At 71.6% G+C, this 17,099-nt stretch carries 19 protein-coding genes; 12 read left to right on the top strand and 7 right to left on the bottom strand.

Annotated features, from left to right (window positions below; translation table 11 throughout):
* Nucleotides 1-85 precede the first annotated feature (85 nt).
* The 4 genes from ACRQ4B_RS16445 to ACRQ4B_RS16430 all read left to right on the top strand — a co-directional run bounded on the left by ACRQ4B_RS16445 (nt 86) and on the right by ACRQ4B_RS16430 (nt 3,985).
* Complete coding sequence (locus tag ACRQ4B_RS16445; protein WP_439692464.1) at nt 86-1,054, top strand: carbohydrate ABC transporter permease; 969 nt, start codon at nt 86-88, stop codon at nt 1,052-1,054.
* 31 nt (nt 1,055-1,085) lie between these two features.
* The gene (locus ACRQ4B_RS16440) at nt 1,086-2,039 is read left to right on the top strand and encodes a carbohydrate ABC transporter permease (protein ID WP_439692463.1); all 954 of its coding nucleotides are present in this window, start codon (nt 1,086-1,088) and stop codon (nt 2,037-2,039) included.
* Nucleotides 2,040-2,049: 10 nt separating this feature from the next.
* Entirely contained in the window at nt 2,050-3,423 is a 1,374-nt protein-coding gene (locus tag ACRQ4B_RS16435) for an ABC transporter substrate-binding protein (protein ID WP_439692462.1), read from the top strand.
* Between the two features lie 91 nt (nt 3,424-3,514).
* Nucleotides 3,515-3,985 (top strand): BLUF domain-containing protein, encoded by a 471-nt coding sequence (locus ACRQ4B_RS16430; protein WP_439692461.1) that lies wholly within the window; start codon nt 3,515-3,517, stop codon nt 3,983-3,985.
* Between the two features lie 24 nt (nt 3,986-4,009).
* On the opposite strand, the gene ACRQ4B_RS16425 is transcribed toward ACRQ4B_RS16430, so the two are convergent.
* From ACRQ4B_RS16425 to ACRQ4B_RS16415, 3 genes are read right to left on the bottom strand one after another with little or no spacing between them, the layout of a single operon-like run.
* Nucleotides 4,010-4,441 carry an RbsD/FucU domain-containing protein gene (locus ACRQ4B_RS16425; RefSeq protein WP_439692460.1) on the bottom strand — a complete coding sequence of 144 codons (432 nt, stop codon included), beginning with the start codon at nt 4,439-4,441 and terminating at the stop codon, nt 4,010-4,012.
* Complete coding sequence (locus ACRQ4B_RS16420) at nt 4,438-5,460, bottom strand: LacI family DNA-binding transcriptional regulator (protein ID WP_439692459.1); 1,023 nt, start codon at nt 5,458-5,460, stop codon at nt 4,438-4,440. The genes ACRQ4B_RS16425 and ACRQ4B_RS16420 overlap by 4 nt, the downstream gene beginning before the upstream one ends.
* Nucleotides 5,457-6,449 (bottom strand): aldo/keto reductase, encoded by a 993-nt coding sequence (locus ACRQ4B_RS16415; RefSeq protein ID WP_439692458.1) that lies wholly within the window; start codon nt 6,447-6,449, stop codon nt 5,457-5,459. The genes ACRQ4B_RS16420 and ACRQ4B_RS16415 overlap by 4 nt, the downstream gene beginning before the upstream one ends.
* 123 nt (nt 6,450-6,572) lie before the next feature.
* On the opposite strand from ACRQ4B_RS16415, the gene ACRQ4B_RS16410 reads away from it, so the two are divergent.
* From ACRQ4B_RS16410 to ACRQ4B_RS16400, 3 genes are all read left to right on the top strand, one after another.
* Nucleotides 6,573-8,123 (top strand): alpha-L-fucosidase, encoded by a 1,551-nt coding sequence (locus ACRQ4B_RS16410; protein ID WP_439692457.1) that lies wholly within the window; start codon nt 6,573-6,575, stop codon nt 8,121-8,123.
* 82 nt (nt 8,124-8,205) lie between these two features.
* Nucleotides 8,206-8,817 (top strand): ScbR family autoregulator-binding transcription factor, encoded by a 612-nt coding sequence (locus tag ACRQ4B_RS16405; protein WP_439692456.1) that lies wholly within the window; start codon nt 8,206-8,208, stop codon nt 8,815-8,817.
* Between the two features lie 4 nt (nt 8,818-8,821).
* Entirely contained in the window at nt 8,822-9,274 is a 453-nt protein-coding gene (locus ACRQ4B_RS16400) for a luciferase domain-containing protein (protein WP_439692455.1), read from the top strand.
* Between the two features lie 27 nt (nt 9,275-9,301).
* Here ACRQ4B_RS16400 and ACRQ4B_RS16395 read toward each other — a convergent pair whose 3' ends face one another.
* A complete protein-coding gene (locus tag ACRQ4B_RS16395; RefSeq protein ID WP_439692454.1) occupies nt 9,302-9,730 on the bottom strand; it encodes a BLUF domain-containing protein in 429 nt (142 codons plus the stop codon).
* A gap of 119 nt (nt 9,731-9,849) precedes the next feature.
* On the opposite strand from ACRQ4B_RS16395, the gene ACRQ4B_RS16390 reads away from it, so the two are divergent.
* Both ACRQ4B_RS16390 and ACRQ4B_RS16385 read left to right on the top strand, forming a co-directional pair.
* Complete coding sequence (locus ACRQ4B_RS16390) at nt 9,850-10,608, top strand: DUF3800 domain-containing protein (RefSeq protein ID WP_439692453.1); 759 nt, start codon at nt 9,850-9,852, stop codon at nt 10,606-10,608.
* Between the two features lie 97 nt (nt 10,609-10,705).
* Entirely contained in the window at nt 10,706-11,323 is a 618-nt protein-coding gene (locus tag ACRQ4B_RS16385) for a hypothetical protein (RefSeq protein ID WP_439692452.1), read from the top strand.
* On the opposite strand, the gene ACRQ4B_RS16380 is transcribed toward ACRQ4B_RS16385, so the two are convergent.
* Genes ACRQ4B_RS16380 through ACRQ4B_RS16370 form a run of 3 tightly spaced genes read right to left on the bottom strand, consistent with a single transcriptional unit; the run spans nt 11,295 to nt 14,329 of the window.
* Nucleotides 11,295-12,503, bottom strand: a complete 1,209-nt coding sequence (locus tag ACRQ4B_RS16380) for an MFS transporter (RefSeq protein ID WP_439692451.1) — start codon at nt 12,501-12,503, stop codon at nt 11,295-11,297. The genes ACRQ4B_RS16385 and ACRQ4B_RS16380 overlap by 29 nt on opposite strands.
* 42 nt (nt 12,504-12,545) lie before the next feature.
* Nucleotides 12,546-13,166 carry a response regulator gene (locus ACRQ4B_RS16375; protein WP_439692450.1) on the bottom strand — a complete coding sequence of 207 codons (621 nt, stop codon included), beginning with the start codon at nt 13,164-13,166 and terminating at the stop codon, nt 12,546-12,548.
* On the bottom strand, nt 13,163-14,329 hold the full coding sequence (locus ACRQ4B_RS16370) for a sensor histidine kinase (protein ID WP_439692449.1): 1,167 nt from the start codon (nt 14,327-14,329) through the stop codon (nt 13,163-13,165). Before ACRQ4B_RS16370 ends, ACRQ4B_RS16375 begins: the two co-directional genes overlap by 4 nt.
* 149 nt (nt 14,330-14,478) lie before the next feature.
* On the opposite strand from ACRQ4B_RS16370, the gene ACRQ4B_RS16365 reads away from it, so the two are divergent.
* Genes ACRQ4B_RS16365 through ACRQ4B_RS16355 form a run of 3 tightly spaced genes read left to right on the top strand, consistent with a single transcriptional unit; the run spans nt 14,479 to nt 17,082 of the window.
* Nucleotides 14,479-15,591, top strand: coding sequence for an FtsX-like permease family protein (locus ACRQ4B_RS16365; protein WP_439694424.1), 1,113 nt, complete (start codon nt 14,479-14,481; stop codon nt 15,589-15,591).
* Nucleotides 15,588-16,340 (top strand): ABC transporter ATP-binding protein, encoded by a 753-nt coding sequence (locus tag ACRQ4B_RS16360; protein ID WP_439692448.1) that lies wholly within the window; start codon nt 15,588-15,590, stop codon nt 16,338-16,340. Before ACRQ4B_RS16365 ends, ACRQ4B_RS16360 begins: the two co-directional genes overlap by 4 nt.
* A gap of 10 nt (nt 16,341-16,350) precedes the next feature.
* The gene (locus ACRQ4B_RS16355; protein ID WP_439692447.1) at nt 16,351-17,082 is read left to right on the top strand and encodes a histidine phosphatase family protein; all 732 of its coding nucleotides are present in this window, start codon (nt 16,351-16,353) and stop codon (nt 17,080-17,082) included.
* Nucleotides 17,083-17,099 lie beyond the last annotated feature (17 nt).

Genomic DNA, 17,099 nt, shown 5'->3' with positions numbered 1-17,099 from the left:
TGCTCTTGTCATCAATCATCCCCACGTGTAGATTCCCGGCTCACGGACTGCTGCACGTCAGTCCACCGCAGACGAAGGAGTCGCGATGGCCACCGAGAGCCCTGTGTCGTCACCGGTGACGACCACCCGCCCACGGAGCAGGGGAGCCACCCTCGCCCGTGCCCGGACGACCGCACCGCGGCGTCGCCCCCGGAACGACCTCTGGTTGGCGCTGGTCTTCATCGCCCCGGCCAGCGTCGGGTTCGCGGTGTTCCTGTTGTGGCCCACCGTCCGCGGCATCTACCTCAGCTTCACGTCGTTCAACCTGCTCACGCCGCCGGTGTTCACCGGCCTGCAGAACTACGTCCGCCTCGTGCAGGACTCGATCTTCTGGCACTCGATGGCGGTGACCGTCGAGTACGTCCTGCTCAACATCGGGTTCCAGACGATCCTCGCGCTGTTCATCGCCGTGATGATGCACCGGCTGACCAAGTCCACGTTCGTGCGCGGGATCGTCCTCGCGCCGTACCTGGTGTCGAACGTCGTCGCCGCCCTCATCTGGCTCTGGATCCTCGACACGCAGCTCGGCATCGGCAACGAGATCCTGTCCGCGATCGGCGTCGGCCGCATCCCGTTCCTGCAGAGCGACTTCTGGGGCATCCCCACGATCGCGTTCATCAACGTCTGGCGGAACGTGGGCTACACGGCCCTGCTCATCTTCGCGGGGCTCCAGGCCTTGCCCGAGCAGGTCTACGAGGCCGGTCGCATCGACGGCGCGAGCGAGTGGAAGATGTTCTGGCGCATCACGGTGCCACTGCTCCGCCCGATCCTGTCGCTCGTGCTCATCATCACGATCATCGGCTCGTTCCAGGTGTTCGACACCGTCGCCATCGCCACCCAGGGCGGCCCGGCGAACGCCACGAACGTCGTGCAGAACTACATCTACAACCTGGCCTTCGGCCGGTTCCAGTTCGGCTACGCGTCCGCCGTCTCGGTGGCCCTCCTCATCGTCCTCAGCATCATCACGATCATCCAGTACCGACTCTCGCGCTCCGGCGAGAGCGACCTGGACTGACGGCCTCCCAGCACACGGAAGCGAGTCGAAGATGACCAGCACCCTGCCCCCGGTGGTCGAGCCCCAGACCACCCGCGCGATCACCACGCGCGGTGGCCGCCCGCCGCGCCGCAAGCCCTCCGTCGGCCGCGTGATCGCCTGGATCGCGATGATCGCCGTCATCGTCGTGACCCTGTTCCCCTTCTACTGGATCCTCCGCACCGCGCTGTCCTCGAACGGCGCGATCTCGGCCGACCCGACCTCGTTGCTGCCGACGGGCTTCAGCCTCGGCGGGTTCGAGCGGGTCTTCGGGCTGCAGTCCACCAAGGAGGCCCTGGCCCAGGGAGGATCCGGCGCCGCGATCGACTTCTGGCGCTACCTCCTCAACTCGGTCGTCACGGCGACGATGATCACGGTCGGCCAGGTGTTCTTCTCCGCCGGCGCCGCCTACGCCTTCGCACGCCTGCGGTGGCCCGGACGCGATCGGGTCTTCGGGGTGTTCCTCGCCGGCCTCATGGTCCCGACGATCTTCACGCTCCTGCCGAACTTCACCCTCATCAAGTCCCTCGGACTCGTCGACACCCTGCTCGGGATCTCGCTGCCGTCGATGCTGATGACCCCGTTCGCGGTGTTCTTCCTCCGGCAGTTCTTCCTCGGCATCTCCCGCGAGGTCGAGGAGGCCGCACTCATCGACGGCGCCGGCAAGGTCCGGGTGTTCTTCCGCCTGATCCTGCCGATGGCGTCCGCCCCGATCGCCACGCTCGCCGTGCTGACCTACATCACCGCCTGGAACGACTACTTCTGGCCGCTGATGGTCTCGTACACGGACAGCTCCCGCGTGCTCACCGTCGCGCTCGGCGTCTTCAAGTCCCAGTCGCCGCAGTCCGGCACCGACTGGGCCGGCCTCATGGCGGCGACCCTCGTGGCGGCGCTCCCGATGATGCTGCTGTTCGGCCTCTTCGCCAAGCGCATCGTCAACTCCATCGGCTTCTCCGGCATCAAGTAGGGACCAGCTCATGACGAACTCCATCACCCGCCGGTCGCTGTTCGCCGGCGGTGCCTCGGCCCTGGCGCTCGGAGCGCTGGCGGCCTGCTCGAGCCCGAGCACGCCGAACCCGCGGAGCGGCGCGACCGGAACCGTGTCGTACTGGCTCTGGGACGCGAACCAGCTGCCCGCGTACCAGGCCGTCGCGAAGGCCTTCGAGCGGGAGAACCCGGACATCCGCATCTCCATCACGCAGCTCGGGTGGGCGGACTACTGGACGAAGCTCACTGCCGGGTTCATCGCCGGCACCGCGCCGGACGTGTTCACCGACCACCTGTCGAAGTTCCCGCAGTTCGCCGACCTCGACGTGCTCTACGAGCTCGACGAGCTCGAGGCCACCGCGGGGATCCGCGACGACGACTACCAGTCCGGCCTCGCCCAGCTCTGGAAGGGCCGGGACGGGCACCGCTACGGGTCGCCGAAGGACTGGGACACGATCGCGATGTTCTACGACCCGAAGGTCGTCGCGAAGGCCGGGTACACCGCCGACGACCTCGCGGCGCTGTCGTGGAACCCGGACGACGGCGGCACGTTCGAGCGGGCTGTCGCGCACCTCACGATCGACGGCAAGGGGCGTCGCGGAGACGAGCCGGGCTTCGACAAGAACGACGTCGCCGTGTACGGGATGAGCGCGAACGGCAGCGGCGGCGACGGCTTCGGGCAGACGCAGTGGTCGCCCTTCACCGGCTCGATCGACTGGTCCTACACGAACCGGAACCCGTGGGGGAACCGGTTCCGGTACGACGACGCCGACTTCCAGAAGACGATCTCGTGGTACTTCGGGCTCGCCGAGAAGGGCTACATGCCGAAGTACGGCGTCTTCTCGACGACGACCGGCCCGGACGTGCAGCTCGGCTCGAAGAAGGTGGCGCTGTCGTTCAACGGGTCGTGGATGATCGGGACGTACGCGAACCTGCCGGGGATCGACGTCGCCATCGCCCCGACCCCGTCCGGACCCGTCGGGCACCGGGCCTCGATGTTCAACGGCCTGGGCGACTCGATCACCAAGCAGGCGAAGCACCCGGAGGCCGCGGCGAAGTGGGTCGCGTTCCTCGGCGGCGCGACCGCGCAGGAGATCGTCGGTCGGGCCGGGATCGTGTTCCCCGCCCGGCGCACCGGGACCGACGCAGCGGTCGCCGCCTACGCGAAGCGCGGGTTGGACGTCCGGGCGTTCACCGAGCAGGTCGACGAGGGCACCACGTTCCTGTTCCCGGTCACGCGGAACCCGGCCGACGTGCAGGCGCTCGTCCAGCCGGCGTTCGACGCCATCTACGCGAACGGGGCACCGATCTCGTCGCTCACGGGCGTCAACGAGCAGGTGAACACGCTGCTCGGTCTCACCTGAGTCCTCCGGTGGACGCGGTCGTCCACGGGCCGGTGCGGTCCGCGGACGACCGTGTTGACGGCAGTTCCGTGGTGGAACGAGACTGACGCCGATGACTGCACTCGAATCGCTCGTCTACATGTCCGTCGCCGTCGACGACCTCACCGACGACCAGCTCGTCGCGATGCTGCGTGAGGCGCGGCTCCGGAACGAGGCGCTCGGCGTCTCCGGCCTGCTGCTGGCCAAGGGCGGTCGCTTCATGCAGGTGCTCGAGGGTCCGGCCTGGAGCGTCGAGGACCGCTTCGCCGCGATCGAGCGCGACCCCCGTCACCAGGACGTCAAGTCGCTGTCGCGCGAGCGCATCGAGACCCGTCGGTTCGACGGGTGGGCCATGGCGTTCGGCAATCCCTCCGACCCCGAGGTCCGTGACGAACCGGGGTTCAGCACGTTCCTGTCGGAGCGATCCGGCCTGCCGGCCGGGGTGGCGGGCTCGCCGGCCGACTGGTTGCTCCGCTGGTTCCGCGGTCGCGAGCTGCGGGACGTCCAGGAGGCACGGATCACCCTGGCCAGGCACGCCGCCTGACGAGGTGGTCGGCTCCGCGGCGGACTACCGCTCCGGGCCCTGGTGGAACCCGATCTCGAGGAGCAGGTTCGCGTGTGAGCGCTGGTCACCCGTCGCGATGACCAGCCCGGTTTCTCGCGCTCGCACCGCGTCGTAGAACCCGAACCGGTCGAGGGTGCCGAGTGGCACGTCCGGACCGAGGATCCGCCGGTAGCCCTCGTGTGCCTGGACGACGGTCTCGGCCGGTGGCTCCATCACCGTCGCGGCCTCGACCGGGACCGCGTCGAGGAGCGTGGTGAGGACCTCGTCGACGTCGAGCAGCCCGGGCCGGAAGTTGAGGTGCACGAGTGCGGCGCCGCGGCGCATCGCGGTCGCGAACGGGTAGTTCCCGTCGGCGATCAGGACCTTCGAGCCGTGTCCGAGCGACGCGAGCGCGCTGAGGGTCGGTTGGTGGGTGAGGGTGTAGCGCAGCATCATGCCTCCGTGGTGGTGACGGGTCCGGCGCCGAGTCGGGCGACCGACCCACCGGCGACCAGGCGGGGTCGGACGACGACGTCGACGCGCGCCTCGTCGTCGTCCGGTACGGTGAGCCGCGATCGGATCAGGTCCGCCGCCCGGACGGCGAGTTCGTGCGTGGGCTGGACGATCACGGTGAGCTTCGGGACGGTGACCTGGGCGAGCTCGAGGCCGTCGAACCCGAGCACCGAGAGGTCCCGGCCGAGGGTGAGCCCGGACTCGTTCAGCGCGATGACCGCGCCGAGGGTGAGTTCGTAGTTCGCGCAGAAGACCGCCGTCGGACGATCGGGCAGCACGAGGAGCCGCTGCATCGCCGCCTGTCCGTGGCGCACCGTCAGGGGGCCCTCGACCACGGCCTCCGGGGCGAGCACGCCGCCGTCCCGCTCGACGACCGACCGGAAGCCCGCGGTCCGTTCGCGCATGGTCGAGATCACCGGGTCGCCCGCGACGACCCCGACCCGGCGGTGGCCGTGGTCGAGGAGGTGCCTGGCCGCGAGTGCGCCGGCACCGTGGTTGTCGAGGAAGACCCCGTCGGCGTCGAGGGTGTCCGCGCGCCAGTCGATCTGCACGACCGGGACGCGTTCTGCCGCCCGGGACAGGGCCGCGACGTCGTGGTCCGACGGCACGGCGATGATCCCGTCGACCATCCGACGCAGGAGCAGGTCGACGGCCCCGGCCCGGGCGTCCGGGCTCGACGAGACGATGACGCTCATCCCGTGGTCGCGCAGCGCGCTCTCGACGCCGGCGATCACGGTGAGGTGGAAGTCGTTGTCGAGCGCCGGGAGCAGGACGCCGATGGTGCCGGACCGTCGCGATCGGAGGCTCCGCGCGAACCCGTTCGGCCGGAACCCGAGCGTCGCCGCGGCGGCCTCGATGGCGTGCGCGTTCTCGTCGCGGACGGTGCCGCCGTTGTAGAACTTCGAGATCGTCGCGAGCGACAGGCCGGTCGCCCGCTGCAGGTCCTTGTAGGTCGCCGTCACCCGGCCCTCCCGGTGACCGTGCCGTCCTCGTCCCACAGGTCGCGCCAGCTGTCTGCTCCCGGCCAGAGGAACACCTGCCCCTTGATGAGTCGAGCGCCGCGGTCGACGTCCGCCATGGCCGCGAGCTCGTCGGCGGTCAGCGGGTCCGTCGACGCCCCGACGAGGTTGGCTCGGTACTGCGCTGGCTGCACCGCGAAGGGGATCGGGACCTGTCCGCGTGCGACGGCCCACTTCAGGCAGACGATCGCCGGGTGCACGCCGTGCGCTTCGGCGATGCGCTGGACGACCGGGTGCTCGACGTCCACGGGGTCGTCGTCTTCGCGATCGCGGTCCGGGCGGGACGGCGACCCGAGTGGCGAGTACCCGACGGGCTGGATGTCGTTCGCGCGGCAGAAGTCGAACAGCTCGGGCTGCTGGAACGTGGGGTGCAGCTCCATCTCGTTCAGTGCGGGGAACACTCGAGCGTCCTCCAGCAGCAGCCGCAGCTTCGGGATCGTCGTGTTCGACGTGCCGAGGTGCCGGACGAGTCCCGCGTCGACGAGCCCCTCGAGCGCGCGCCACAGTGCGAGGTACGCGGCGTGGTCGTACGGGCGGGCGGACCCGTCGCGGTCCTCCACCGAGGCGTGCGGTGCGTGGTGGTTCGGGAACGGCCAGTGCACGAAGACGGCGTCGAGGTGGTCGAGCCGGAGGTCCCGCAGCGACCGTTCGACGGACGCGACCGCGTCCGCCGGATCGTGTGCGTCGTTCCACACCTTCGACATCACGAAGAGGTCCTCACGCGGCACCCCGCTCGCCGCGATGGCCGCCCCGACCTCGGGCTCGTTGCCGTAGACCGAGGCGCAGTCGACCAGTCGGTACCCGGCGTCGAGGCCCCCGCGGACCGCCCCGGCCACCTGGTCCGGCGTGTACCGGTCCGACCCGAAGGTGCCGAGTCCGATCGAGGGGATGCGCGCGCCGGTCCGCAGGGGGCGGCTCGTCGGGACGTCCACGGTGGTCCTCCTCCTCCTGCGCGTCGTCGCGCATCACTGAACGTTTCGCCCATGCAGGCCTGTTGCACGCTACCGTAGAACCGTCCCCAGGACGAAACGTTTCGCTCGACTCGAGGAGGAGTCATGCACGAATCCCACGACCTGCCACGGCTGGACCCGGCGACCCTGCCCGAGGCCGTCGACGTCTCCGACAACCGTGTCGCGCTCGCCGCCGTCGCCGCCGTGGTCGACGCCGGCCCCTACGACGCCACCTGGGAGTCGCTCCGCCGGTACACGCCGCCGCGCTGGTACGAGGACGCCAAGTTCGGCATCTTCCTGCACTGGGGCGTCTACTCGGTGCCGGCGTACCGGAACGAGTGGTACTCGCGGGACATGTACCGCGCCGGCACCCCGGAGTTCGAGCACCACGTCGCCACCTACGGGCCGCAGTCGGAGTTCGGGTACAAGGACTTCATCCCGTCCTTCACGATGGAGCACTTCGACCCCGGCGCGTGGGCGAACCTGTTCCGTCGGGCCGGCGCGCAGTTCGTCGTCCCCGTCGCCGAGCACCACGACGGGTTCGCGATGTACGACACGGACCGCTCCCGGTGGAGCGCTGCGCGGATGGGGCCGCAGCGCGACGTGTTCGGGGACCTGATGGCGGTGGTGGACGACGCGTTCATGGTGCGCGGGGCGTCCTCGCACCGAGCCGAGCACTGGTTCTTCATGAACGGGGGTGCCCGGTTCGACTCCGACGTCCTGGACCCCCGGTTCATCGACTTCTACGGCCCGGCGCAGCGCGAGGAGACCGCGCCGAACGAGCGGCACCTGGAGGACTGGCTCCTCCGCACGGTCGAGGTGATCGACAAGTACCGACCCCAGGTGCTCTGGTTCGACTGGTGGATCGAGCAGCCCGCGTTCGAGCCGTGGCTCCGGACCCTCGCCGCCTACTACTACAACCGCGCCGCCGAGTGGGGGCGCGAGGTCGTCATCAACTACAAGTGGCAGGCGTTCGCCGAGGGCTCCGCGGTCTACGACATCGAACGCGGTGCGATGGGGGACATCCCGCCCGTCGTCTGGCAGAACGACACGTCGGTGTCCAAGAGCGCCTGGTGCTGGATCGAGGGGCACGACCACAAGACGGCCCGTGATCTCGTCGCCGAGCTCGTGGACGTCGTCGCGAAGAACGGCGTGCTCCTGCTCAACGTCGGTCCGAAGCCGGACGGCACGATCGCCGAACCCGAGCAGCGGCTGCTCGAGGCCGTCGGCCGGTGGCTGGCCGTCAACGGGGAGGCGATCTACGGCACGCGTCCCTGGCGGGTCTTCGGCGAGGGGCCGACCCGGGTCGAGGCGGGTTCCTTCGTCGACGGCGAGGCCCCGACCTACACGTCCGAGGACGTCCGCTTCACGACGCGCCACGACGTCACCGGTGCGTACGTCTACGCGGTGCTGCTCGCCGACCCCGAGGACGGAGTCGCGCGCATCCGCTCGTTCGGCAGCGGAGCGAACCTGCTCGGGCGGCCCGTCCGCAGCGTCGAGGTGCTCGGCGTCGACGGCGCGGTGCAGTGGACGCAGACGGCCACGGCGCTCGAGGTGGTCGTGCCGACCGGCGTCGATCCCGACTCCGGCCCGGTCGTGAAGGTGTGGTTGCGGCCCGAGGAGCGGCAGGAACGGCGCGACTCGCTGCACGGGTGAGCGAGCGGTGGACGGTGGCCACCCTCGGACTGGAGGCGCGGTGCGGACCCGCCCCGCGCCTCCAGTCCGTGACACTGGTGGGATGGAACGACGTGAGCTGATCCTGCGGGCCGCGGCCGAGGAGTTCGACCGCGCCGGCTTCGCCGCCGCGACGGTGGCTGGCATCGCCCGCACCGCGGGCGTGTCCCAGGGTGCGCTGCACTTCCACTTCCCGACGAAGCTCGCGATGGCGCTCGCCGTCATCGACGAGCAGAACGTCCGGACCTTCGCGGTCGTCAGCCACACCGACAGCTCACCGACGGCGGCGCTCATCGGGGCGTCCAAGGGCATCGCCGACCTGCTCCGGACCGACCCCGTCGTCCGAGCCGGCATCCGGCTCTCGCTCGAACGCGGCGAGTTCGCCGCCGCCACCGCCAGCTTCTACGAGCAGTGGATCGCCGGCATCGTCGACGTCTTCCGGCTTGCCGTCGCCGCCGGGGAACTGCGTACCGAGCTCTCCGCCGAACAGCTCGGTGCGACGGTCGTGCCGTACTTCACCGGGGTGCAGCTCGTGTCGGACGTCCGGACCGGGCGGGCCGACCTGGACCCGGCGGTCGCGACGATGTGGCACGTGGTGCTCGCCGGGGCGGCCGACCCGCGGCACCGTGTCCGCCTGCTCGGGGTCGTGGCGGAGGCGTTCTCCGCGGCAGACTGACGGCATGACACCTCCTCGGAACGGACCGGCGCCGACGACCTCGACCGAAGGGCCGCACCGGCAGGTCGACCAGCTGGCGCCGCCCGCGCTGTGGGGGCGGCTGGTCGCGGCGGTGTTCGCCCTGCCGGACGTCGTCGAGGGGCACAGCCAGGTGTCGCCGGCGACGTCACGAGCCGTGTTCCCGACCGACGTCACGGTCGAACCCGCCCCCGAGCGGTCGCTCGCACCCGGCCGGAGGCTCGAGCCGGTGCACCTGCACGGGGTCGACGACACGAGCGTGCACCTCGTCCTGCCCGAGGCACGCGGGCGGGAACTGATGGCGCTGGGGTGGGCCGAGCCGCACGGCTACGCCGACTTCGGCACCGAGTTCATGGTCTACGGACCCCGCGACGAGGACGAACTCGCCGTCGTGGTCGGCATCGTCGAGGAGAGCCTGGCGTTCGGCCGCGGCCACTGACGCGGACCTCGGCGGCCGGCGGGTGGCTCAGCGGTCGTGGAGCTCCCGGTCGCGGAACCACTTCAGCAGCCATGCCGCGCTCGTCCGGTCGAAGGACCGCGGGAAGTCGATGCTGTCGGTGAGGAACGGGCTGAAGCCCTCCTCGGAGCGGATGTCCGCGTCGTCGAGCGCCCGGTAGGCCATCGACCAACCGTCGAACCGCCGGCGCTCGATGTCCTCGCGGATGAGGGACTTCACCTCGTCGTGACGGCTGTCGCGGGAGATGGCGGCGAAGCGGTCGTCGACGCTCCACGCAGGCCCCTCGAGCAGCTGCATGAACCGGCCGCCCTTGGCCAGGAGCAGTCCGGAGACGCCGAGTGCTTCGTTGCGGAGTCGTGCGTCGCGCAGGAGCTGGGTCAGGGCGGCGTCGTCGAAGGGGGCAGCCGCACGGCTCATGTAGACGATGGAGACGAGCACGGCTCCATACTGGCGCGCGTGTGGCCGCGGCGCGAAACTGCTGTCCGCTACCCGCCCTGGCGATGACGGAATGTTGCATTCCAGTAGATCGGTTGTCGAATCCTCCGTACACTGCCTGAATGCCTGGCCAGCTCACGCGATTGATCTACGTCGACGATTCGGGCCATCAGGCTTCCGGACTGTGCGTGTACGGGTGGGTGCACTTCCATCCGGACAGGTGGGCCCTCGTCCTGCGACGCTGGCTCGACGTGCGCAAGATGCTCCAACGCGAGTACGGGATCGACGTCGACTCGGAATTGCACGCCACCGACCTCGTCAACGGGCGGGGTCGGATCTCCAAGCACGTGCCCGAGCGCTACCGGCACGACGGATCGATCTTCTGGAAGGACTTCGGGCGGGACGTCGTCCGGTTGCTCCTCACCGAGATCGGGTCGCTGGAAGGGCTGACTGTTGGGTCGGTCTTCGAGCGGTTCGCACCCGACCCGGATCAGGCAACGAAGACTTCGTTGTACCGGAAGCTCGTGCAGCAGTGGGAGCGCGAGCTCGTCGGTGAGGAGGGGCTCGGGCTGGTCTTCGTCGATGGGAACGGGACAGACCACAGCTACCGGACGGCGCACCGGAGCTTCGAACTGCTGGACCGTCGCGTCGTCGAGGACCCGGTCATGATCGACTCGACCCAGTCGCAGTTCGTGCAGATCGCCGACCTCGTCGCATGGAGTGCGTACGCCGCCGTCGAACGACCGTCGCGCCTCGACTTCTCCTGGGGCTGGTACGAACGCCACCTCGCCGCTCGGGACCCCCGCCGCGCGCCCCTCGATCTCGCCGGATGTCCGCGTCCTCCGAGAGAGTGCGTCTCCAGCAACAGCAAGACCCCCTGATCCGCGGTACCGCGGGGGGGTCTGCACTGCAATACTGCCATGCCACCGCAGGGCTGGCAAGTGTGTGTCAGGGTTGGAGGGCGACGAAGGGGGAGCGGTGCGCAAGGGGAGGACGGCGCTCGGGTGTCTCGGGGCGCTCGCCGTGCCCGCCGCGATCATCGCGGTGGCCATGGTGGTCGGTGCGTCGACACGGGACCACGACGTCGGCGCGACGCAGTCGGGCATGCTGACGCGGGACGCCGACGCGACGCTCGAGATCACGTACCGCTCGACGGCCGAGGCCACCGAGTCGCAGGCTGCCCGCTGGGGCGACAACCCGATCACCCGCCGCAACGAGCCGTCGCACGGCACGCCCTACGTCATCGTCGCCGACGTCGCCGTGCGCGGTTCGGGCAGGGTGACCGAGGACGACCTGCGCTTCTTCTCGATGGGGGCGCAGCACGGGCGCGATCGCTCCGGACCGGACATCGAACCGACGGGCGACGCCGAACCGGTCGACGGCTGCGTCACGACGGCCTCCGCGCTCGTCGATGCCCTCGGCCGCGACCGACGTGCGACGACCTGCACGCTCGTCCGGATGGAGCGGACCCCGGAGGTCATCACCGCCGGGACGCTGTACCGCCGCGAGAGCGTCCGCCGCACCACGGTGACGAACATCTCCACGGCACGCTGGAAGGTCGGTCCGATCAGTCCCTGGCGGGGGTCGGTGCGCTGACCGACGGCGTGGGCGCGCCGGCTGCCGGCCGCGTCCGGGTCGCCGGAGCGGCGAGCAGCGCGACGGCGAGCAGCGCGGCCGGGACGAGCATCGCCGTCTGCAGGCCGAGGTGCTCGCCGAGGAACCCGAGCGCGGGCGGCCCGGCCAGGAACGCGATGTAGCCGGCGGTCGCGACGACGGACACCCGGCGGTCGCCGTCGGTGGGGTGGTCGCCGGCGGCGGAGATCGCGAGCGGGAACCCGAGCGCGATCCCGAGGCCCCAGACCCCGGCGGCCGCGGCGGTGAGCACGGGGTTCGGCGACACGACCACGAGCAGGACGCCGACCGCTCCGACGGCGGCGCACACACGGATCACCGGCACGCGCCCGAACCGGGCCACGAGCGGTGTCCCGGCGGACCGGCCGACGAGCATCGCGACCGCGAAGCCGGTGAACACGAGCGACCCCACCGACTCGGGCGCACCGTGGTCGGTGGTCATGAGCAGGGGGAGCCAGTCGCTCGCCGCACCCTCGGCGAACGCCATCGCCAGCGTGATCACGGCGATGAGCAGCACCTGGACGGTGAGCACCGCGCGCAGGCGGGGGACCGCGACGGTCGGAGCGTCCGTCGCGGCGGCCGGACGCGGCACCGGCCGGAGGTTCACGGCGGCGAACGACGCGAGGGCGGCCATGACGACGGTGGCGACGAGCAGGTGGACGAGTACGGGGGTCCGGGCGGCGGTCAGAGCGATGCCGGTGGCGCCGCCGAGGACCGTGCCGAGGCTGAAGCACGCGTGCAGCACCGGCACCACCGGCCGGGAGAGCTGCCGTTCCACGGCCGCGGCCTCGACGTTCAACCCGATCTCGGCGACGCCCGCCCCGAACCCGATGAGGAACAACCCGGCCCACACCCCGACGGCGAGCTGCGCGGGGGCGAGCAGGGCGACGAGGAGCATGCCGACGACGGGGAGCGCACCGCCGAGCACGACGAGCGGCCGGGTACCGAGCCGGCGGACCAGCACCCCGGCGCCGAGGATCCCGATCATCGAGCCGATCGACAGGCCGAGCAGGACGATGCCCATCGCCTCGATCGAGGCGCCGAGCTCGTCACGGACCGCCGGTGTGCGGGTGATCCACGACGCGATCCCGAACCCGGTCATCGTCGACGTGGCGAAGAGTGCCGCGCGGTGGCGCCCGATCATGGGTCCATCAGAACGTTGCAGCGGGTCCGAGTCAAGGACGTGTCAGCGCAGCATGCCGAGCGACCGCGCTTCGGACACGGCAGCAGTGCGTGAGGACACCCCGAGCTTCGAGAACACGTGCACGAGGTGTGACTTCACCGTGGCGTCGCTGATGTGCAGCCGAGCGGCCACCTGCCCGTTCGACGCGCCCTCGGCGACGAGCTGCAGGACCTCGATCTCCCGCACGGACAGCGAGACCTGCGGTGCCCGCATCCGCGCCATCAGCCGCCCGGCGATCGACGGCGCGAGCGCGCTCTGTCCGGAGGCCGCGGCCCGCACCGCTGCCACGAGTTCGGACGGCGGGGCGTCCTTGAGCAGGTACCCGCTCGCACCGGCCTCGACCGCGCCGAGGATGTCGCCGTCGGAGTCGTAGTTCGTCAGCACGAGCACGTACGGTGCGGCGTCGAGCGCGCGGATCCGGCGGGTCGCGTCGGCGCCCGTGGTCTCCTGCCCGAACTGCAGGTCCATCAGGACGAGTTCCGGCCCGAGGCTCTCGGCCAGGTCGACCGCGGCGGACGGGGTCGCGGCCTCGCCGACCACCTCGAGGTCGTCCTCACCGTCGAGGAGCGCGCGCAGCCCGGCGCGGACGACGGGGTGGTCGTCGGCGATCAGGATCCGGATCACGGCACCTCCAGCGTGGCGACGAGGGTGGTCCCGCGACCCGGGGCGGAGTCGATGTCGAGCCGGCCGCCGAACTGGTCGACGCGGTCCGCGATGGCACGCAACCCGAACGAGTCGCTGGCACCGGCGCGGGCCCGGGCGGTGACCGGGTCGAAACCGACGCCGTCGTCCGCGACCGTCAGCCGCGCCTCCCGGCCGTCGACGGTGAGGGACAACCGGACCGTGGCCGCGCCCGCGTGCTGCACCACGTTCGCGACGGCGCCCTGGGCGATGCGCAGCAGCGCCGTCTGGACGTCCATCGGCAACGACACGTCGGGGACGTCGACGGTGACGGCGAGCCCGTCCCGGGACCACTGCTGCTCGGCGAGCCGCCGGAGCGCCGCCGGGAGTCCCTGGTCGAGCGACGGGGGCGTGAGCTCGCGGATGAAGCGACGGGTGTCGGCGAGCCCGTCGGCCGCGGTCTCCCGCGCCAGACGGATGTGGTCGAGGCCGGGGCGCTCGCTGTCGGCGCGCTCCGCGGCGTGCAGGAGCATCTGGATGCTCGACAGACCCTGCGCGACGGTGTCGTGGATCTCGCGCGCGAGCCGCGCCCGCTCCGCGAGCACCCCCTGCTCGCGCTCGGTCGCGGCCAACCGGTCGCGGGTGGCGAGGAGCTCGGCGACGAGGGCCTCACGCTCGGCCGCCTCACGCGCGAGCGCACGGTACCCGAGCCCGATGAGGAGCGCGACGCCGGCGCCGACCAGCGGCCCGACGACCCCGCCGACGGTGAACCCGCCGTGCAGGCCGAGGGCGACCACGGCCACGAGGGTCGCGACGACCACGGCGACCGGTCCGACCATCCGCGGCAGCACGTGCAGGTAGAGGAAGAAGAGCGGGAAGACCAGGTAGGCGGCCTCCGGCACGAGCACGAGCAGCGCGATCCAGACGAGGGTCAGCGCGAGGATCCAGGCGGCTCCGGCGAGCCCCCGCCGCGAGGTGCTCCGGGCGACGAGCGCACCGAGCAGGTAGACGGCCGCGAAGACGACCGACAGCGCGAGCGGCACCCACGAGCCCGGTGCGCCGACCACGACGATGCGGACGACGACGAGCACGAGGAGCGCGGCGAACAGCACGTGCAGGCCGGTCCGCAGACCGACGAAGACCGGGGTGAGGGTGCTGTGCGCCATGTCCCTCCCAGCGTACGGAGCGGCGGGGCGGAGCGGATCAACCGAAAGTTCGATCGGAGGACCAACCCGGTCGGTGATGTCGCACGGACGCCCGCTCGCGAGGCTGGGGTGGTGGTCGCGGAGGGTCCGTGACCCGGAAGGGACTCACCGTGTTCGTCGCCTGGCGCGATCTCCGGTTCGCCCGCGGACGCTTCGTCCTCATCGGCTCCGTCGTGGCACTCATCACCCTGCTCGTGGGGTTCCTCGCGGGACTCACCGGCGGGCTGGCCGCCCAGAACGTCTCCGCCGTCCTGGACCTGCCGGGCGACCGACTGGTCCTGCAGCAGCCGTCCAGCGGGCAGCCGTCCTTCGGCGAGTCCACGATCGGACGGGAGGCACGGGACGGCTGGCAGACGGCGGCCGGCGTCGACGAGGTGGTCCCGGTGGGCATCGTGCAGGGACGGGCGACCGCCGGCGGTGCGTCCGCCGACGGTGCGTCCGCCGACGGCGCGTCCGCCGTCGGCGTCGCCGTGTTCGGGATGCCGATCGCCGGCTCCGGGAGCGGTCCCGTCGCCGCACTCGCGCCGGATCGGGACGACCAGGTCGGCCTGTCGACCGCCGCCGCCGCGGAGCTCGACGTCACGGTCGGCGACCGCGTCACGATCACGGGCACCACCTACCGGGTCGCCACGGTCGGCGGGGACGCCTGGTACAGCCACACGCCGGTGCTCGCCATGACGCCGGACGGCTGGGCCGCCGCGGACCGCCGGCTCGGAGGGGACGGCAACCCGACGCTCCTCGCGGTGAGCGGCTCGCCCGACTGGGACGCGGTCGCGGCCAGCACCCACACCTCCGCCGCGTCGCACCTCGGCTCGTTGACGGCCCTGGAGACGTTCAAGTCCGAGGTCGGGTCCCTGGCCCTGATGATCGCGATGCTGTTCGGCGTCTCCGCCCTCGTCGTCGGTGCGTTCTTCACCGTGTGGACCATGCAACGGGCGGGTGACGTCGCGGTGCTGAAGGCCCTCGGCGCGAGCACCCGGTCGCTCGTCGGCGACGCGCTCGGGCAGGCCGCGGTCGTGCTGGTCGTCGGGATCGGCGTCGGCACGGCCGCCGTGCTCGGACTCGGTGCGCTCGCCGGAGGCGCACTGCCCTTCCTGGTGAGTCCGCTCACCACCCTCGTCCCCGCGGTCGCGATGGCGGCCCTCGGACTCGCCGGAGCCGCTGCCGCACTCCGGACCGTCACCGCAGCCGACCCCCTCACCGCACTCGGGAGCAACCGATGATCACCCTCGACGACGTCACCCTCACCTTCCCGGACGGCGAGCGCCGCGTCACCGCGGTCGACCACGTCTCGCTCACGGCTCGGCCCGGGGTGGTCACCGGCATCACCGGGCCCTCCGGCTCCGGCAAGTCCTCGTTGCTCGCGGTCGCCGCGACGCTCATCCGGCCGGACTCCGGGCGCGTGCTGATCGGCGGCAGCGCGGGCTCCGGCGGCTCCCATGCGGGCGATGGTGCGGTCTCCGGCGCGGTCGACGCCGCCGTGCTCTCGCGGGACGACGCCACGGCGCTCCGTCGGGAGCGCATCGGCATCGTCTTCCAACAGTCGAACCTGCTGCCGTCGTTGACCGCGCGCGAGCAGGTCCTCGTGATGGCGCACCTCGGCGGCGGACACCGGGCCGCCGTCACCCGCGCCCGGGTCGACGAGCTCCTCGACGCCGTCGGGCTGTCCGGTCACGGCGACAAGCGCCCCGCGCAGCTGTCCGGCGGGCAGCGGCAGCGGGTCGCGATCGCCCGGGCACTGGTGCACGATCCGGACGTCCTGCTCGTCGACGAACCGACGAGCGCGCTCGACCAGGAACGCGGCGCGGCGATCATGGACCTCATCGCCCGGCTCACCCACGAACGCGGGACCGCGACGATGCTCGTGACGCACGACATGGTGCACCGCGCCGTCCTCGACGAGCTCGTGACCATCGTGGACGGGCGGCTGACGGACGGTGCCCCCGCGGGCGTCGCCGTCCGCGCAGCCTAGGATCGGGCACATGGCGACCGTCCTCCTCGTCCGGCACGGACGCACCACCGCGAACGCGACCGGCCTGCTCGCCGGGCGGACCGCCGGCGTGGCCCTCGACCACGTAGGCCGTCAGCAGGTGGCCCGCACCGCCGAGCGGATCGCCGCGGTCCCGCTGGCCGCGGTCGTGTCGAGTCCGCTCGAACGGTGCCGGCAGACCTCCCGGGCCGTCCTCGAGCGGCAGGCGGGCTCGCCGGAGACACGCATCGAGCGGGCCATCACGGAGTGCGACTACGGACAGTGGCAGGGCCGGAAGCTCGCCGACCTGGCGAAGGAGCCGCTCTGGCGGACGGTGCAGGCGAACCCCAGTGCGGTCGTGTTCCCCGGTGGTGAGTCCATGCAGGGCATGCAGTCCCGAGCGGTCGCGGCGATCCGGCGCATCGACGCCGAGGTCGAGGCGGCACACGGGCCGGGCGCCGTCTGGGTCGCGGTGAGCCACGGCGACGTCATCAAGTCCGTGCTCGCCGACGCGCTCGGGATGCACCTCGACCTGTTCCAGCGGATCGCCGTCGGCCCCGCCTCGGTGTCCATCGTGCGCTACGGGGAACACCGCCCCGAGGTCGTCGCGTCCAACACCGAGTCCGGCGACCTCGCCTGGCTCGCCGCCGCACCGGCGCCGTCCGGCGACGCCGCCGTCGGTGGCGGGGCCGGCCACGACGGACCGTCGGACCCGGCAGCCGTGGCGGGTCCTGCCGGAGCCTGAACGAGTGTCGCCCGGCG

Source organism: Curtobacterium sp. SP.BCo, assembly GCF_051903265.1.
Classification (GTDB): Bacteria; Actinomycetota; Actinomycetes; order Actinomycetales; family Microbacteriaceae; genus Curtobacterium.
Note: the sequence above shows the minus strand (reverse complement) of the source record. Positions and strands in the feature narration are given on the sequence as shown.

Coding starts and splice junctions, on each gene's coding strand:
- ACRQ4B_RS16410 (WP_439692457.1), top strand. CDS start 6,573: ATGCACGAATCCCACGACCTGCCACGGCTGGACCCGGCGACCCTGCCC.
- ACRQ4B_RS16355 (WP_439692447.1), top strand. CDS start 16,351: ATGGCGACCGTCCTCCTCGTCCGGCACGGACGCACCACCGCGAACGCG.
- ACRQ4B_RS16445 (WP_439692464.1), top strand. CDS start 86: ATGGCCACCGAGAGCCCTGTGTCGTCACCGGTGACGACCACCCGCCCA.
- ACRQ4B_RS16400 (WP_439692455.1), top strand. CDS start 8,822: ATGACACCTCCTCGGAACGGACCGGCGCCGACGACCTCGACCGAAGGG.
- ACRQ4B_RS16435 (WP_439692462.1), top strand. CDS start 2,050: ATGACGAACTCCATCACCCGCCGGTCGCTGTTCGCCGGCGGTGCCTCG.
- ACRQ4B_RS16425 (WP_439692460.1), bottom strand. CDS start 4,441: ATGATGCTGCGCTACACCCTCACCCACCAACCGACCCTCAGCGCGCTC.
- ACRQ4B_RS16440 (WP_439692463.1), top strand. CDS start 1,086: ATGACCAGCACCCTGCCCCCGGTGGTCGAGCCCCAGACCACCCGCGCG.
- ACRQ4B_RS16390 (WP_439692453.1), top strand. CDS start 9,850: ATGCCTGGCCAGCTCACGCGATTGATCTACGTCGACGATTCGGGCCAT.
- ACRQ4B_RS16380 (WP_439692451.1), bottom strand. CDS start 12,503: ATGATCGGGCGCCACCGCGCGGCACTCTTCGCCACGTCGACGATGACC.
- ACRQ4B_RS16370 (WP_439692449.1), bottom strand. CDS start 14,329: ATGGCGCACAGCACCCTCACCCCGGTCTTCGTCGGTCTGCGGACCGGC.
- ACRQ4B_RS16360 (WP_439692448.1), top strand. CDS start 15,588: ATGATCACCCTCGACGACGTCACCCTCACCTTCCCGGACGGCGAGCGC.
- ACRQ4B_RS16405 (WP_439692456.1), top strand. CDS start 8,206: ATGGAACGACGTGAGCTGATCCTGCGGGCCGCGGCCGAGGAGTTCGAC.
- ACRQ4B_RS16430 (WP_439692461.1), top strand. CDS start 3,515: ATGACTGCACTCGAATCGCTCGTCTACATGTCCGTCGCCGTCGACGAC.